10 protein-coding genes are annotated in these 14,388 nt (G+C 47.2%); all 10 read right to left on the bottom strand.

The window, feature by feature from the left end; genetic code table 11:
* Positions 1-38 precede the first annotated feature (38 nt).
* The 10 genes from L2672_RS09795 to L2672_RS09750 all read right to left on the bottom strand — a co-directional run bounded on the left by L2672_RS09795 (position 39) and on the right by L2672_RS09750 (position 14,382).
* A complete protein-coding gene (locus L2672_RS09795; RefSeq protein WP_248995671.1) occupies positions 39-6,734 on the bottom strand; it encodes a thermonuclease family protein in 6,696 nt (2,231 codons plus the stop codon).
* Between the two features lie 80 nt (positions 6,735-6,814).
* On the bottom strand, positions 6,815-8,584 hold the full coding sequence (locus L2672_RS09790) for a hypothetical protein (protein WP_248995670.1): 1,770 nt from the start codon (positions 8,582-8,584) through the stop codon (positions 6,815-6,817).
* A 2-nt stretch (positions 8,585-8,586) separates the two neighbouring features.
* The gene (locus L2672_RS09785; RefSeq protein WP_248995669.1) at positions 8,587-9,270 is read right to left on the bottom strand and encodes a hypothetical protein; all 684 of its coding nucleotides are present in this window, start codon (positions 9,268-9,270) and stop codon (positions 8,587-8,589) included.
* Positions 9,270-9,806 carry a hypothetical protein gene (locus tag L2672_RS09780; RefSeq protein WP_248995668.1) on the bottom strand — a complete coding sequence of 179 codons (537 nt, stop codon included), beginning with the start codon at positions 9,804-9,806 and terminating at the stop codon, positions 9,270-9,272. The genes L2672_RS09785 and L2672_RS09780 overlap by 1 nt, the downstream gene beginning before the upstream one ends.
* Positions 9,807-9,865: 59 nt before the next feature.
* Entirely contained in the window at positions 9,866-10,273 is a 408-nt protein-coding gene (locus L2672_RS09775) for a hypothetical protein (RefSeq protein WP_248995667.1), read from the bottom strand.
* A complete protein-coding gene (locus tag L2672_RS09770) occupies positions 10,267-10,893 on the bottom strand; it encodes a phage adaptor protein (protein WP_248995666.1) in 627 nt (208 codons plus the stop codon). The genes L2672_RS09775 and L2672_RS09770 overlap by 7 nt, the downstream gene beginning before the upstream one ends.
* A gap of 2 nt (positions 10,894-10,895) precedes the next feature.
* Entirely contained in the window at positions 10,896-11,573 is a 678-nt protein-coding gene (locus L2672_RS09765) for a phage adaptor protein (protein WP_248995665.1), read from the bottom strand.
* A gap of 15 nt (positions 11,574-11,588) precedes the next feature.
* Entirely contained in the window at positions 11,589-11,903 is a 315-nt protein-coding gene (locus tag L2672_RS09760) for a hypothetical protein (RefSeq protein WP_248995664.1), read from the bottom strand.
* 75 nt (positions 11,904-11,978) lie between these two features.
* A complete protein-coding gene (locus L2672_RS09755; protein ID WP_248995663.1) occupies positions 11,979-13,121 on the bottom strand; it encodes a N4-gp56 family major capsid protein in 1,143 nt (380 codons plus the stop codon).
* Between the two features lie 202 nt (positions 13,122-13,323).
* Positions 13,324-14,382, bottom strand: coding sequence for a hypothetical protein (locus L2672_RS09750; protein WP_248995662.1), 1,059 nt, complete (start codon positions 14,380-14,382; stop codon positions 13,324-13,326).
* Positions 14,383-14,388: the final 6 nt, after the last annotated feature.

Genomic DNA, 14,388 nt, shown 5'->3' with positions numbered 1-14,388 from the left:
CTGTTAGGCCATTATAACAGTGTTGCTAATATTTTAAATTAGTATTCGTCCTCTTTAATCCAACCTGACCACGTTTTGTTGATGGGTTTACGTAGCCAAGGTGTCTGGTTTATTGGGCCAAGGATTCTTGACGGGTTGCGAGTCATCACATCACCCGATAAGAGTTCCGTGGCAAAGGTTACAGTTGGCCCAGCAGCCGACACAGCGAAATTACGGCCATATCCATGCTGCTCCCAAGCGTTAGATGCGTTTTGTAGGATACCTAAACCACCTGTTGCTTGTGCGATTCCAACTAAATGATCACCTAGGTCACGCTCTCGCTGACGGGCGAACGACTTAGGTAATACTGGGATAATCTCTGCGGGGTATTTCCAAAGCTCCCTCAAGAACTCAGATACCGCAGCCAATGGCAACATCACCGCAGCCGATACAGCTAATGGCATTACTACGTCCATTGCTCCCCGTCCATCAGCCTTTCGCTTACGCATCTCGCCAAATACACTTCGGTGGAAATTATCCCAGTAGGCGTAATAGAACTTTTTCAGGCTCGAAAGGATACTGAATCTGGGGTCTGACATCCAAAGAGGCATTTGCCCCGCATGTGGGTTTGATACGGACTCGTCTACGAATAAACGAATTGCGGTAGCAACCTTAGCCCCCGCTTTGCTATCCAGCTTAGGAACACCACCATTTACAGCCGTGTCTTTCAAGTATTGCGTAACGTCTTTATGCGTTAAACGTAACTCTTTAAGTAGCCGAACGCTGGTGTCGTTGCCCTCTGCTGCAAGTCTCGCATGTTGCTCAATAAACTTTATGCCCCACTGGGTAGCAAGTGAACGGGTCATTCGAGTTATGAACTCTTGGCCATTATACTTAAACACGGCCTGAGTCACTTTAGCCCCTGTTTTACCAATAGTAAGCAGGCCATTGTCATAGGTCGCCATCAAAGTTTCACGCATCATTGACGGGGTAACTGTACCGAATAGCTCTGCCAAGTCATCACGTTCTCTGCGGGTTGTTCCTCGCAAGTGACTGATAATATCTTTACCTAGCCCTTTAACGTCACCACGAGTACGCCCCGCAGCAACACCGATTTCAGGGATACTAGCTATACCACTGAACCACAACACCGTAGCGGCAGTTAATGTAAACGACACTGAATTTAGGCGATTTATCCAAGGATGTGTGTCTGCCGAAAACTGTCCTGTTGCACCGGCAACTAAACGTCTGAACTCCCCAAGGTACTCAGGGGGAACTTGCTGTTTATAGTATTCATACAGAGCGTTTTCGTTAAACTCGCCTTTCTTGTTCTTTGCACCGAAGATTTTAGACCACGTAGCGAACGCAGAACCCGAAGCAATGAAACGTGCCATTGCTGACTCTGAATCAAGGTCAATGAATCCCGCTCTTTGTAAATCTTTCACAGCAGGGCGTAGAATATCCATAAATCCTTGGCCGCCCACTACACTTGGGTTTTCTGGCCTAATTGCAAACTCAGCAACACCTTTTGCGTCCATTAGCCTGTGAACAAGATCATCTACTGTGAAATTTTTTGTGAACTTGATATTGGCGCGGTTTAGGATTTCTTTGAAACCTTCAATGTCACTGTTTAACTTAGCCGTGTCGATTACAACAGGTAAGCCTTTCATCTTGTAGTTAGGGTTAGCTTTGCTAATTTCAGCCGTAAACTCACTAACCAGCTTATGTGCCCTTTTCCCTAGCTCAGTTTTCGGGCTACCTGTTTGAGCATCGAGCCAAGCGGCTTTAATATCCTTGGCTGTTTGCCCTCTCATAGCCGCAGCCCACTTAGATTCAAACGATTCTCGCATAAAACGGCTATCACGCTCGAAATTAGGCAAGCCCGAATCCTCCCCTGTACGGGCAAAGAGCATATCGGCCATATTTGGGTGAATCCGTTCTAAACGAGTGCGTAACGTGTGGGTCAGCTTCCATAACCCTTTGACCACTTTATGCGGGGTAACTTCTTTACGTAGCCTACGCATCAAGCGTACCTTATCCCCCTGTGATAAAGGCTTTTTGTCCTTGCCTTTGATTTCACGGTCTTGCCCTTTTTTATTTAAGGTGGGCGCGGGGTTATTCGCATCCACATTATCTGCTTTAGCCAAGTGCTTGCGGGTAACTTCTACAACCTTTTTGAATAACTGAGCCTCATTACTCATACTCTCCAAAGGCTTACCGTTCTTGACTCTCCAATACTCTGCCTCAGCATCAGATTGAAGCTCTCGTTCAAAGTCTTGGTGGTAAACATCCTCACCTTGGATATTACCCTTGGGTTTGGACGTTTGATGGTCAAAATGGTCGGAGTCATCACGACTTGCCATTGCCTCACGGTATTCATCAATTAACACCTGCACCTCAAGGCTTTTATCTGTGTCGTATCCCTCGACCTCACCCTCTAATAAGGCTAACTGCTCCTCTATATCGGCTTTACGTTTTCTGTCCTTGTCATTCTCGACAACTAAGCCCTTTAACTCAGCAGTCAACGAATCTCGCATAGCCTCAATCGTGCCTCGATTAGAAGCAATCTGGCTTCGGTATCGGGACACAGTAACGAGGTTTGTATAATTTTGGACAGATGCCAATGTCAGGGGTTTAGAGACCTTTTCACCATCAACCTTTTTGCTGCCGTGCGTATGCCATATTTTAAGGTTGGCGGGTACTTGGGATAGCTTGTAATGGCCAACTGACGAATCACCAGAATCTATACCAGCATTATGTAGCGCACTTAAACCATCCAAGAATGCAGTATAAATATCCACTCGCGTGTTATTTATGTCGCTGTTGCCTGTCTCAATGTCATGTCGCTTACGGCCTTGGGTAACAAGTCCTGCCTTAACAATCTCATCAGCCAAAATAGTATGGCGAACCTTGCGCCCATCTGGGGTTATTTGGGTAACGAATACTCGGCCAACATCACTGAGTTTGGGGTCTTTACCTCGCAACCTAGATAGTGAGCGGGAGATCATGCTTTCCGTCATGCTATAAGGATTGGTGGTATCTTCTTTGGTGTTAGTTAGTGCGCTATCACCAATAATCCCACGTTTACGTAAGAACTGCTCAACATCATCAAAACTCACCTTTTTGTCGGCAAACTCACGGGTAAATGCAGAAGTGATCATGTCTGAAAGCTCTTTAACCGCTTTTTTACTTAACCTCTTAGCCTCATTAAACCCTCTTACACCTTTAGCCGTTGCAGTAGGCGCTTGCTGCATATTACCGCCAAGCACTTCTACATTAGTGGCTCGGTTTTTCGGGTCAGACTCGACCAGCCCTAAAATATCCAATTCCTGTTCAGTTTGACGGGTTAAGTGGCGTTCCAACTCCGCAAATGCCTCTTTAGACACATCGGGTAGTAATTCACTTAAATCATCAATCACACCTCTAGCATGAGCTTGACGCTGTTCCATTGCAGCCCGAACCTCACGGGTCGAGGTTAACTGTCCCTCGTCATAAAGCGCATCAACGCTGTTTTCTTGGGTTGATTCAGCATCAAACTCTTGGGCGATCTCGACTACCGAATCTTGACCTGGCATGTCATCATGATACTCACCGTCCATGTAATCTGAGACAAAGGTTTTTCGGCCTTTCTTCTCAGCTTTTCGCAACTCAGAAAGCGTTTGTTCAACGCGAACAATGTTCTGGGCGACCTCATGGATAGTCATACCTTTAATATGGGTCTGGCCTTTCTTGAGCGCGTTATTCACCAAGTTTCGCGCACCCTTGGTTGACTCCTCTAGGCGAGCAATATCAGCAAGTAACGCTTCACCCTCATTGGATTTCTCCCATGCCTCCCCCGCTTTTTCTTCCAACGCTTTTCGTGACGCTTTAGCTTCTGTCACTTTCTGCGTATTGGCTACGGTAGGCTTAGGTGTAGGTGTATCGGTTACTCGGTCAACAAGTGCTTTACGTAGTGATAGTACATCTTTAGCGTAACTAGACGTTTCTTTCACCCCGTAATGCTTCATAAGGTTACTTAACTGTGGTGTTCGCTCACCATTTGCAGCCTTAATAATGTCCTCAGCAACAGCCAAATTCGCCTTAGCCCTTGCCGTAGCCATATTCTTCTCAGCCTTTGGCGCAGGCTTTGTTTTGGTTTCCTTTGTCTGTGTTTCTATGGCCTTGTTATCGGCAGGGTTAACACGCTTCACTTGGGCTTTAGGTTCTGGGGCTGTGGGGTTAGCACCTTTTGCCACTGATTCAATCGTATTAGCCCCTCGGTATACTTCTGACGGGTCAATGTTAGCTCTGGCCTCATTAGCTGCCCCTAGGTCACGCATCTGTTCATCTGCGGCCTCTAAGACTGAAAACCACCGTAATTGAACTGGTGCATCAGGATTAGTCTTAACACCATAGTCTTGTTCAAGCTGCTTTAGCTTGGCACTTGCTTCTCTACTTTTGGTGTCGATAGCAACGTCATTCACTATGTCATTGAACGCCTGTGCCAAGGTCGGGTCTTGGACGTTAGCTGCACGTTGGCGCATGTTCTCCAATGTGGCCTGCGCCATAGCGTTAACCTCACCGTACTTAGCGTTAAGTGCTTTACGCTCATGCTGCTTGGCCTTGTCTGCGACCTCTGCATTCTCAGCCACATGGTTCTTATCAAAGGTTGAAGTATCGGCTGCTGGTTCAGCTTTTGGGTTCAATACGTTGTAGTAGCCCTGCATCCAATCAGGTGTTACCTCAGTGTCACTAAGAATGTCAGCGCGTTTTATATAGGCATCTTTGAACACACCTAAAACGTCCCGAATCTGAGTACCCATTTTGTTTGGATCATCGGTTTTACTCAATACAGCCTTAGCTAGACGCTTGGTTAACTCTGCGGCCTTTGCTGGTTCGTCCTGTGTAAGAGAGGCTAAACGTTTTACTGTTTTAGGCTCAAGCTCACTGCTTTCTACCGAACTTGGGTCATCACTCATTAACACATCAAGGGTAGCTCTGGCTCGGTTGTGTAAACGGTCGTGACGTTCTTTTAAACGTTCTTCTTCGTTAAGTAATGGGACACTTTGCTCATTAACACCTGAATCGAGTACAAATTCTCTTACCTCGTCCATTGTCACCGAACCTGCATCAATGCGCTTTTTGAGTTCATCTACAGGTATTAAGTTGTCACCGTCCATGAATTTGCTGTTGCGTAGCTCGCGTTCTTCTCGGCCTGAAATACCGTCCTCGCTCGTAATGACTTCTGCACCATCATCAAGTTGCAATTCGCTATACATGCGGTTGAACGCTTCTGCCTCGGCACGTAAATCTGCATTTTGGTTCTTGGCCTCTGCATCAGCTAATCGTCTGGCCTCGCTATACTCGCGCATTACGGATACACCGCTAGCGATACCCGATGCGCCACCTGCGGCAATACCACCACCGAGTACAGCGCGGATTGTGTCATCAACATAATTGGTCGTTATGTCATCCCAATCTTTGTTTAGCTCATTAGCATAAATAACATCGTCAATAACCATTTGGGCAAGTGACGCTGCGCCCTCTGCACCACCACCTTTAATGCTTGTTGTTGCAGCATTGGTAGCCCAACCTTTCATACCCTTGGTGACTGACTCAATAACATCATCACCAAGCCCTGCAGTACGCGCAATATCTCCGAACACCGCAGCATATGGCGCAAGGTTAAGCACACCACCTACAACACCTGATAATGTTGATGCCAAACCATGCTCACCGTCTGACTCTGCATCTAAACGATTTTCCATTGCCCCTGCGGACTGAGCCATACCCGATACAACAGGGCCAGCCATCAGACTTCGCTTAATCGCTTTTCCTTTTGCAGCACTAATAGCTTTTTGTTTTATTGATTGGGTAACAACTGTGGTGGCTGCGTGACGAGCGGCAACTACCGATAAACCACCGCCAAGCGTGGCAAGAGTGATTAAACCGTCAGCCACTAATGACGGTGCCATTTCGCCTAGCGTTTCGACAATGTAGGTCGCGGCATCATCGACACTTTTAATGTGCTCATAGCTCTCAACTTCTCTTGGGGAAAAACTAGCTTCAAGTTGGTTCTTGGTTCGAGATTCATGGCCAAATTGCGCCAAGTCTTCGTTACCCGTTAATTCACCTAGGTAGTTGAACAGGCCACCGAATGACGCTTGCATTTCATCAACGCCCCGTGACCATGATTTTTCGAGTATATTTCTGCGGTCTTTGGGCTGCATTTGCCCGAACGCAACGTTTTCAAAATTACGTTCAGTAGGGGCAACATGTTGAGCAGCCTCGTTTACAATCTCATTATGGGTAGGGTTGCGGCCTAATGCGGTACGTGAAATACCATCATAGAACGCTTGTGCTGATTTTTCGTCTTTGGTTGGTAAAGCGATACCTGCTCGAACAAGATCATGTCCTAGATTCTCACCATTTTCACCGCTTAATGTGGCCAGTTCGCGGCCATAGTAGCCCTGCTCTCCGCTACGCTGCACATTAGCACCATTATCTAACAACGCTTGTGTTGTTTGTTGGCCTAATTGAGCATTTGGGCTTTCATCAAAACGGTTTTTGTGGGCTTTTTCACCCGTATTAAAACCTGTGAACCTAATATGCTCCTCGCCTTGTCCAGTATTGTAGTAACCTGAATCACCGTCAACCAAGGTAAACTCTGGCTCTTGTTGGGTTGGCTCTGCTGGTTGCTGCGAGGCTTTCTTCTCGGCACGTAGCCTTGCGTGTTCAGCTTCTTTGGCGTAGAAATCTAAATATTCCTGACTCATAAATAAAAATCCATATTAGCAGTAGAACTAATATGGATTATAGCATTAAGACTAATATTGTGTTTAGAGCTTATTTAAAGCTACCCACTAAGCCCATTCCTCGCATTAAATTTAGCCACTTCTTCCGCAATATCAGCCTCGGTTAGTTCCCCATTGGTGTTCGGATAGACCACATGTTGTAGGTACTGGTCGAACGCATAGGAATAACTCTCGGCTGTTAGTGGCACAACGCCTTGAGGAGTCGATAAGTACGCATTTTCGGGCGCACTCTGTACGGTTTGTGTAATGTGTGACGCGACAAGTGGCTTGTGCTGGGTTTCCACATCGACAAGATATGTGACTAATGGGAAGTTACCCCGTCCTGCCTCCATATCACGCCCTTTTAGGCCAGTAGCAATATTCAGTGCAGCCAAGTTCCCCATACTGGTTGCGTCACGCTGGCTAAAGAAGCTCGTAGTAAACAGTGCGGGTAACTCACTTTCAACCGCAGCCGCTAAACGCTCTTTGGTATCATCACGGAAATTGTACTGCTTAATTGAGCCTACCACAGTGCTATTAATGGTCTTGAGGATAGTGCGGCCATCAGATGATTTGAGTAAGTCAGCGTATTTCACTGAATCGCTCGCCTCACCCTCTTTGTTTCCCGTCATCTTGGCATTGTGCTCTTTAACTTTCATCCGAATCTCAAGCTCACCATTACGCATCTGCCTCTCAATTCTTTTAAGCTGGGCTGCGTCCACCTGCATAGCTAATGCGTCTTTTTCAACTTGTGCCGCACTTCGGGTAAAGTCACCAGTTGCCGTGTAATTTAGGAACGCTTGCTCGTCAATCTCATTCGCTAGGTACAGTTTAGAGGCTGCTTGATGCCTGCGTTTTTCAGACTGTATCTGTGCGAGTTCTTCCTCAATTTTGGCTCGTTTAGCCTCTGGGCTTTGCGCTGCATCGTCTTTGCTATCACCTAGGCTAAAAGGCAACTTAACTTTGAGGTTAACACCTTGCTCCGTCACTTGACGCTTGAAGTCCACCACATCGTCAGGCGTTGCTTTAGGTGACACGGCAACATCACCGTTTTTCTTTGGCTGCACACGGCTATTCTTCAATGACTTAGGTTCTAGTTTGGCCGACACCTCGTTAGTCATTTCTTTAATATCATCATTGGTGTGTATGAAACCTTGGTTACGTAGGTTAACTGCCTGTTCTTCTGGCGTAGCGATACGCGCCTCATTGGTTTCAGGGTCTTGCGTGATACCTGCACGAACATACGCATTAGCCATTTCAGGCGGCATGTTTTGCTGCTCGGCCTGTGCTGTTAAGCGGTCAACATGGTCTAGTGTTTGGCGCGCCATGTGCTTAGGAATGCGTAATGCTTTGCTAGGGTCATGTTCAGTCGGGTTTACATTATTAAAGCCAACTCGTGTTCCATCGGTACGCACACCCTCAACTGTATAGCTGTCGCCTCTATCAACTAACCCAAAATCTGCCACTTGGCCTGTTTGACCGCCACCTGCAAATGCAGCTAAACGTCCTTTAAGCTCTTGTTCCCGCTCACCAAGTAGGTTCAACGAGTCTTGGGTAAAATGCTCTTGTGCTGCTTGTTTCTTGGCACGTTCATCAGCCAAACGCTGACGTTCTTGGGCTTCAACATTCCTATCGTATGCCCACTGTTGGACACCCGTTTCAAATGACTTTTCCCATTGTCTATCAGCTTGGTTCGCTCGACTAATACGATAGGCATGTTCACGGTCACGGTTCATCTGGTCGATGCGCATTTGATCACGAACAATCTGCTCTCTGCGGTACGACTGAATTAAATCAACTAACGGGCTAGATGCACCATTTCTATAAGACATTATTAACCTCCAATCGCACCGCCAGCCATGCCGCCTAATGATGCGCCAAGTTGCGCACCCATTGGGCCACCATAAATACCACCGACTACACCGCCAGCAATTGACATAACTTGAGACAACATCCCGCCCTTAGCTTTGGCTGCGGCTGCGTCACGTTCAGCCTTGGCCTTAGCTGCGGCACTCACACCAGAAACACCCGTAGTCTGCAATGATTCAGCGATAGACATTAGGTTTGTACGAGTCGCTGTATTGTGTTCTTGCTGGGCAATACTCGCTGCCCGTTTAATGCCGCCCTCAGTGATTTTTAGGTCATTGTTCAAGCGGTGTTCCAGTGCTTTACGTTGGCTAGGTAGTAAGTTGGTGTTGTTCATTGAAAGGGAACGCTCAGTACGGTTACGCACTCGATCACCAATCGCCTCGGCCTGAATGTCACCCAGTTTGATAATGTCATTTGATTCGGCTTCTTCGGCAAGTGCATCAATCAACGGCTTTTGGTACTGGTTATAATCGGTAAGCTGTGAACGATACATTTCTTGGAGAAGCTTTTCAGGGTCTTTGGTCGAAGTAAGTGCGCTTGACCGTGAGTAAGAACTTCTTGAGAAAGGCACAACTGTTCCACCAGTTGAGATTTTACTAACTCCTGTGCCACCTCTGTAATCTTCTGCTAGGGCTAAGTTCTGCATCATTAACCTCCAATGCCTACGATTTGTTTACGCTTGCGTCTTTTGCCGCCACGACTGTTGGGTTTGTGGGCATACTGATCCATTCTTTCGTACTCCTCGTCCAACTCCTCATTGTCCCAACGGTCAGCCAGCCCCATACCTGCACCAATAGCTACTGCATCCAAGGCCATTTGGTTACGGCTTGTTTGCTGGTCAAACTTATTCATGCTCTTGGCATGGTCAATAGAGGACGCTGCGTTTAGTGTGTTCACCAGATTTGCCCCTGAACGTGTAGCACTTGAAGCACCTGAACCTCTGCGCTGCGCATCGGTAGCACCGCCACGGATTGCACCACCAATACCAGAAGTACCACCTGATACTGCAGAATCTGCAATTGCCGTTGCCGTTCTAGGTTTTTCTTGACGACTCTTTTTGATCTCGTTCTCAAGATTCTCGCTAGCTGACTCTCGGCCTGCGGTCTTACGGACAACATCTTTTACATAGTCCTTGCCCACACGACTTTTGATTGCCGTTCCCTCTTTGAACATCTGAGCAGACACTTGGGTCTTAATCTTCTCGCTCTCAGGGGTTTTTGGTTCATCAGGACCCATACTCATGGCTACAACTCCAATGTAAACTTAAACTCACCGTCCCAGACAAAGCCCAGTTTTGGCAGGATTACCCACCATGCTTTGCGGGGCGAACCAACCTCAACACGTTTAAAACCAAGCCCTTTAGCGTGTTCAGTTGCATTCGATATGATTTGCTCAATGGGGAAATCACAAACACCAGAAAAAGCAGCCATCGAAATCACAAAATAGGTGTCACCTAATGGGGTAAAAATGGCGAATCCCTGTTTCCCGTAGATAACAAGGAATGCCTCACCTGTGTCTACCATTTCCCTAAGCTTGTCAGGGGCAACCCCTTTATGGCGCTTGTGCAAGCGTTCTAGCCAAGGCTGAACAAGAGGCCATAAATGTTCAACATCGTCTTCGTGGACAATTAAGACCTCATGCTCACCTACCATGCGAACCCCTTGTTAAAGCGAACATTACGCTTTGGTCGGCTTCGGTTACGTGACATTTCACGCTTGGCCTTGGCGATACCCAATAAGAACTGGCGCTCATGCTCGGCTGCGGCTGACTTATTTGTCCACACCCTATCAGGGGCTTTTAGCAAGCCCGCTAATGCTCCATGACGGATATACTCAAACCAACGGTCGCAAACGGCATCATCAACCTCTCCAATATTACGGGTTGGTTGGACAACGACCTCAACCTCCAATACTCCGTTAGGTGGTATGGCACTGAGCAAAATAACATTACCGTCAATAGCAAACTCAGTAGGACAGCCTTGAGTGCGTGGGTTAAGTCGCTCAGGTAAAGTTGAGGTAAGTTTATGCCTATCACCTGTGCTATAGGTGATATAAGCGTGACGGCTAGCATAAGCATAAGTATTAGCTGGTAGGTTTCCCAAGATAAACTCATACTCGTCCCCTGTTAAAGTAAACGTTTCGCGGTGTCGCCATGCCTCGGATTGGCGAAAGAACTCTTGTATTGCCATTCTCACCTGACGGGCAATCGTACCCGCCATAGGTTCTGGAACGTCTAAAGAGATACTTTCAACCCATTCTTGGACTAATGCCATGATTACACTCCTGGGCCAATCGGATCACGCGCTGGTGCTGTTCGTCCCTCCATCGTATTAATCGTTGTGCCAACCTGTGCATCAAACAATTGCAAGTAGTGAATGGCACGTTGCTGGGCATCTGCCGATTCCGTTAACTTGCTGAATGCTCGATGTAGTACGTAGTTAGCAATAACCGATGAATACATATCAGGTAACGGGCACATATCCGTTAGCTGCGTGACCTTATCAGGCACAGTGGCGACTACAATACTCAAACCAGAATTAGCCGAACCTGACGATGGCGGGTAAACATAGAACACTCTTGGGTCGGTCAAACTGGCAGCGTAGCGCATCACTACATCAGTCCTTTCCGACATCATCCAATCAGGTTCTTCATTATCCAATGTGCTGCGCTCGACTCTACGAACAATGCGACCCTCATTGCCATCTGACGAGTTACAAACCGCCTCTAGCAGTAATGAAGTACCTTGCGGCACAGTTTGTTTAGCTCCCTGTTGTAATGGGGAAACTTCAACGGTTTTTGAGGACGATTCAGGCTGTAGGCGTGAAATTTCCTCACATGCTTCGTTAAACCAATTGATTAGCTCCGCATCACGCCACTGGACACCACCCTCGTCAATGTCGCGTAACAAGAGCCGAACACGCTTGGTTAGAATGTCATCAACTGTTAATGCCATGTTCGGCTACTCCTGTTACTCTGCGGCTTTCGCAAGCACTTCTTCTTGTGCGGCTTCGGTCGAGGCTTTCTTTAGTGCGTCCGAGCGAGCTTTTTTAGCTGCCTTGTCCTTTTCAGCTTTAGCTTTTTTGGCTGCATCTGCGGCCTTTTTTGCCTCAGCTTCACGCGCTTCTACCATTTCGACTTCATCCAATGGCACTAAACCACTTTCAATGGCGAATACTTCCAAATGCTCTGGCAGTTCGCGTTCTTCACCCGACTTAAAGCACAGTGCATGACCCTCTGCGTTACAGGCTTTAATGGTTTTGGTTCGATAGTTCTTGAATTTCATTGTTTTGCTCTCACTTAAAAGACACTAACTACGGTGTCACCGTCCTTGGCAACTCCCCCGAATACCTAACTAGGCTTACTGCTTGATAGCCATATCCACACGGATTACACCGTAATCCTGTTTCACTGTGCCATCAGCAGTGGCCTTAGCATCCTTGAACTGCAATTTCTTCATACCAAAGATTTTGCCGTAAGAGATACCGTAACGGTTGCCGTAGTCGAAGTGGTCACGCTCGTCCCATTCAGCGTTGTCTAGGTCAACAAAACCTACCGCTTGCGCACCACACAATAAGCCCATACAGCCATCAACATCACCAACCGCACCCCACTTAGAGCCAGCAGCAGCCCCCAATGTTGTTGGTACATGACGGAACTCGTGAATGATTAAGCCATCAATCACGTAAGAGTCACCGCCTGTCCACAGCATGTTTTTATCGCCACGAACGCCAGCATGACGAGCGTTGTTGATAAAGTCAGGGTCAAGCTTTAGCTCGGCCATTGCTGCGGGGTTAAGGAATAAATGGAACACTTCAGAGCCACCATCACCGCGAATACCACGTAGGTAGCGTTGTTTGGCTAACGCACCTAAACGCACGATATGTTGGTACTTCAAGGTGTCATTGGTGGTAATGGCTGTGGTGTCTGAGTCCACAATAGAACCGTCAGCTTGCACCATCACATGACGCTCAGTAGTTGGCGCAAGTGCATGGTTAAAGGTTAGGTCTGATAGGTTATCGTTATTCTGGCCTTGGCTTTGGCGAGTGCCACCATCATTGCGTTTAGCAAAGGTCACACCTGCTAGGGTAAGGAAGAATAGCTGATCCATACGGTCAGATAACCAATAAGCTAACTGATCACGTACAGTCTCACGGAAGTTAACAACCGTTTTTTGGTCGGTTAATTTACCAGTGTTAGTGAAACCTTGACGTAGTTGGTCGATGATGACCTTATCTTGGTGGGCAGTTAGCGTTGCCTCGTTACCCGTCAAGTCGTTATCACCAACGATACCGTCTTGGTTGCTATCTGGCACTAAGGTTACAACAGCTTCATTACCACGAGCACTTTTAGTTAACTCGGTAATGCGCTGAATCATGGCATTTGGGCCTTTACCAATAAACTTAGAGGCAAACATTTTTTCACGCGCTTGGTGCATGACCTCGCGTGTCCAAACCTTTTTAGCATCGGTATCTAAGGCAGCAAAATTAGTCTTGTTCGGCATTTGACTTCTCCGTCTAACCCTGTCGTTACAGCAAAACGACTAGGGATTAATGAATCCTGATAAGTCGTCCCGTAACGTGGGTCTTTCGGTGTGTCACCCATTGCCGATGGGAGGGCGGGAGTAGTTTTACAAGTTACCACTTGGATAATTAAATTTTAGTGACACTGTTAATTTATGTCAACAGTGTCACTAATAAATTAACTTATAAGTAATCGCCTCGCGCTCTGCGTCTTGCCTCGTCAGACAATCTTGCAAAGTCAGGGTCGCTCAAGTTAGCAATTCGGCTGCGGTCATTAGATGCTGGTGACTTGCTGCCACCGCCTAAACGTCCCCGCTCTTTTTTAGAAAGCTCAGTCTTACGGTCGAGTGCATCTATTCTTGATGGGGCTTTAGGTTTCTTAACCTCAGCTTTACGGTCAACAAGCTCATTGTCGATTGCCACTAGGCGAACAGCTTTGCGCAATGCCTCTGCTGGACTCATGCCACGGTCAATGTAGAGGTTACGGGTTTCAACCACTTCCTCAATTAACCCCTCGTCTGCCATATCGCTTTCATGGTCAAGCTCTGGGTAACGCTCGGCCAACTCAGAAGCGGTTTTTGATAACTCATTAACCGTTTCTTTATGTTGGATCTCCCCAAGGGCTTCTTGCCGGGCTTTCTCTGCCGCAGCTTCACTAACTGTTGAGGCAACATTAGTCATCATTTCGGTAAACAACTCAAAAGCTTCTTCTGAGTTACCATCAATCATGGCCTCTTGCATCTTATGGAAGCCATCTTTCGAGATTTTATCTTTGAGTGCCACAGGTTCAGGCTCTGGCTCACTTTTACCTTTTTGCGATTGGGGGCTTTGCTCTTTGCCCTGCTCTAATTCTCGGAGTCTAGCTTCAAGCTCTCTGCGCTTGCGGATCTCTTTATTGAGGCGAGAGCGCGGGACTTTACCAGACGATTGAGCCTTTTTCTTCGGCTTCTCATCTTCGTCCTGTTCCTCGTCAAGTTCCTCGTCAGCATCAGATTCATCCTCAGATTCTTCGGGTTCTTCCTCGTTTTCCTCGGTTTCTTCTTCGGATTCATCATCAGACTCCTTAGCCTCAGATTCTTCCTCGGTTTCCTCAACCTCAGTTTCTTCTTCGGGTTCATCCAAAATCACATCACCTCGTTCCTCTGGTGTTGCTTGGACAAATTCATCGTCCACATCACCACCAAACAGGTTGGTTGTTGGTTTTGGGTCAGTGTCAAAAATGTCATCTTGCTTAGTAGCCATTTTATC

The sequence above is a fragment of the Shewanella gaetbuli genome (assembly GCF_023284065.1).
GTDB lineage: Bacteria > Pseudomonadota > Gammaproteobacteria > Enterobacterales > Shewanellaceae > Shewanella > Shewanella gaetbuli.
The sequence above is the reverse complement of the archived record's forward strand: the minus strand, read 5'-3'. Positions and strand labels throughout refer to the sequence as shown.

What these genes read in the sequence shown, in the direction of transcription:
- L2672_RS09755 (WP_248995663.1), bottom strand. Translation starts at nt 13,121, where the DNA reads ATGCCGAACAAGACTAATTTTGCTGCCTTAGATACCGATGCTAAAAAG.
- L2672_RS09790 (WP_248995670.1), bottom strand. Translation starts at nt 8,584, where the DNA reads ATGTCTTATAGAAATGGTGCATCTAGCCCGTTAGTTGATTTAATTCAG.
- L2672_RS09770 (WP_248995666.1), bottom strand. Translation starts at nt 10,893, where the DNA reads ATGGCATTAGTCCAAGAATGGGTTGAAAGTATCTCTTTAGACGTTCCA.
- L2672_RS09760 (WP_248995664.1), bottom strand. Translation starts at nt 11,903, where the DNA reads ATGAAATTCAAGAACTATCGAACCAAAACCATTAAAGCCTGTAACGCA.
- L2672_RS09765 (WP_248995665.1), bottom strand. Translation starts at nt 11,573, where the DNA reads ATGGCATTAACAGTTGATGACATTCTAACCAAGCGTGTTCGGCTCTTG.
- L2672_RS09750 (WP_248995662.1), bottom strand. Translation starts at nt 14,382, where the DNA reads ATGGCTACTAAGCAAGATGACATTTTTGACACTGACCCAAAACCAACA.
- L2672_RS09775 (WP_248995667.1), bottom strand. Translation starts at nt 10,273, where the DNA reads ATGGTAGGTGAGCATGAGGTCTTAATTGTCCACGAAGACGATGTTGAA.
- L2672_RS09785 (WP_248995669.1), bottom strand. Translation starts at nt 9,270, where the DNA reads ATGATGCAGAACTTAGCCCTAGCAGAAGATTACAGAGGTGGCACAGGA.
- L2672_RS09795 (WP_248995671.1), bottom strand. Translation starts at nt 6,734, where the DNA reads ATGAGTCAGGAATATTTAGATTTCTACGCCAAAGAAGCTGAACACGCA.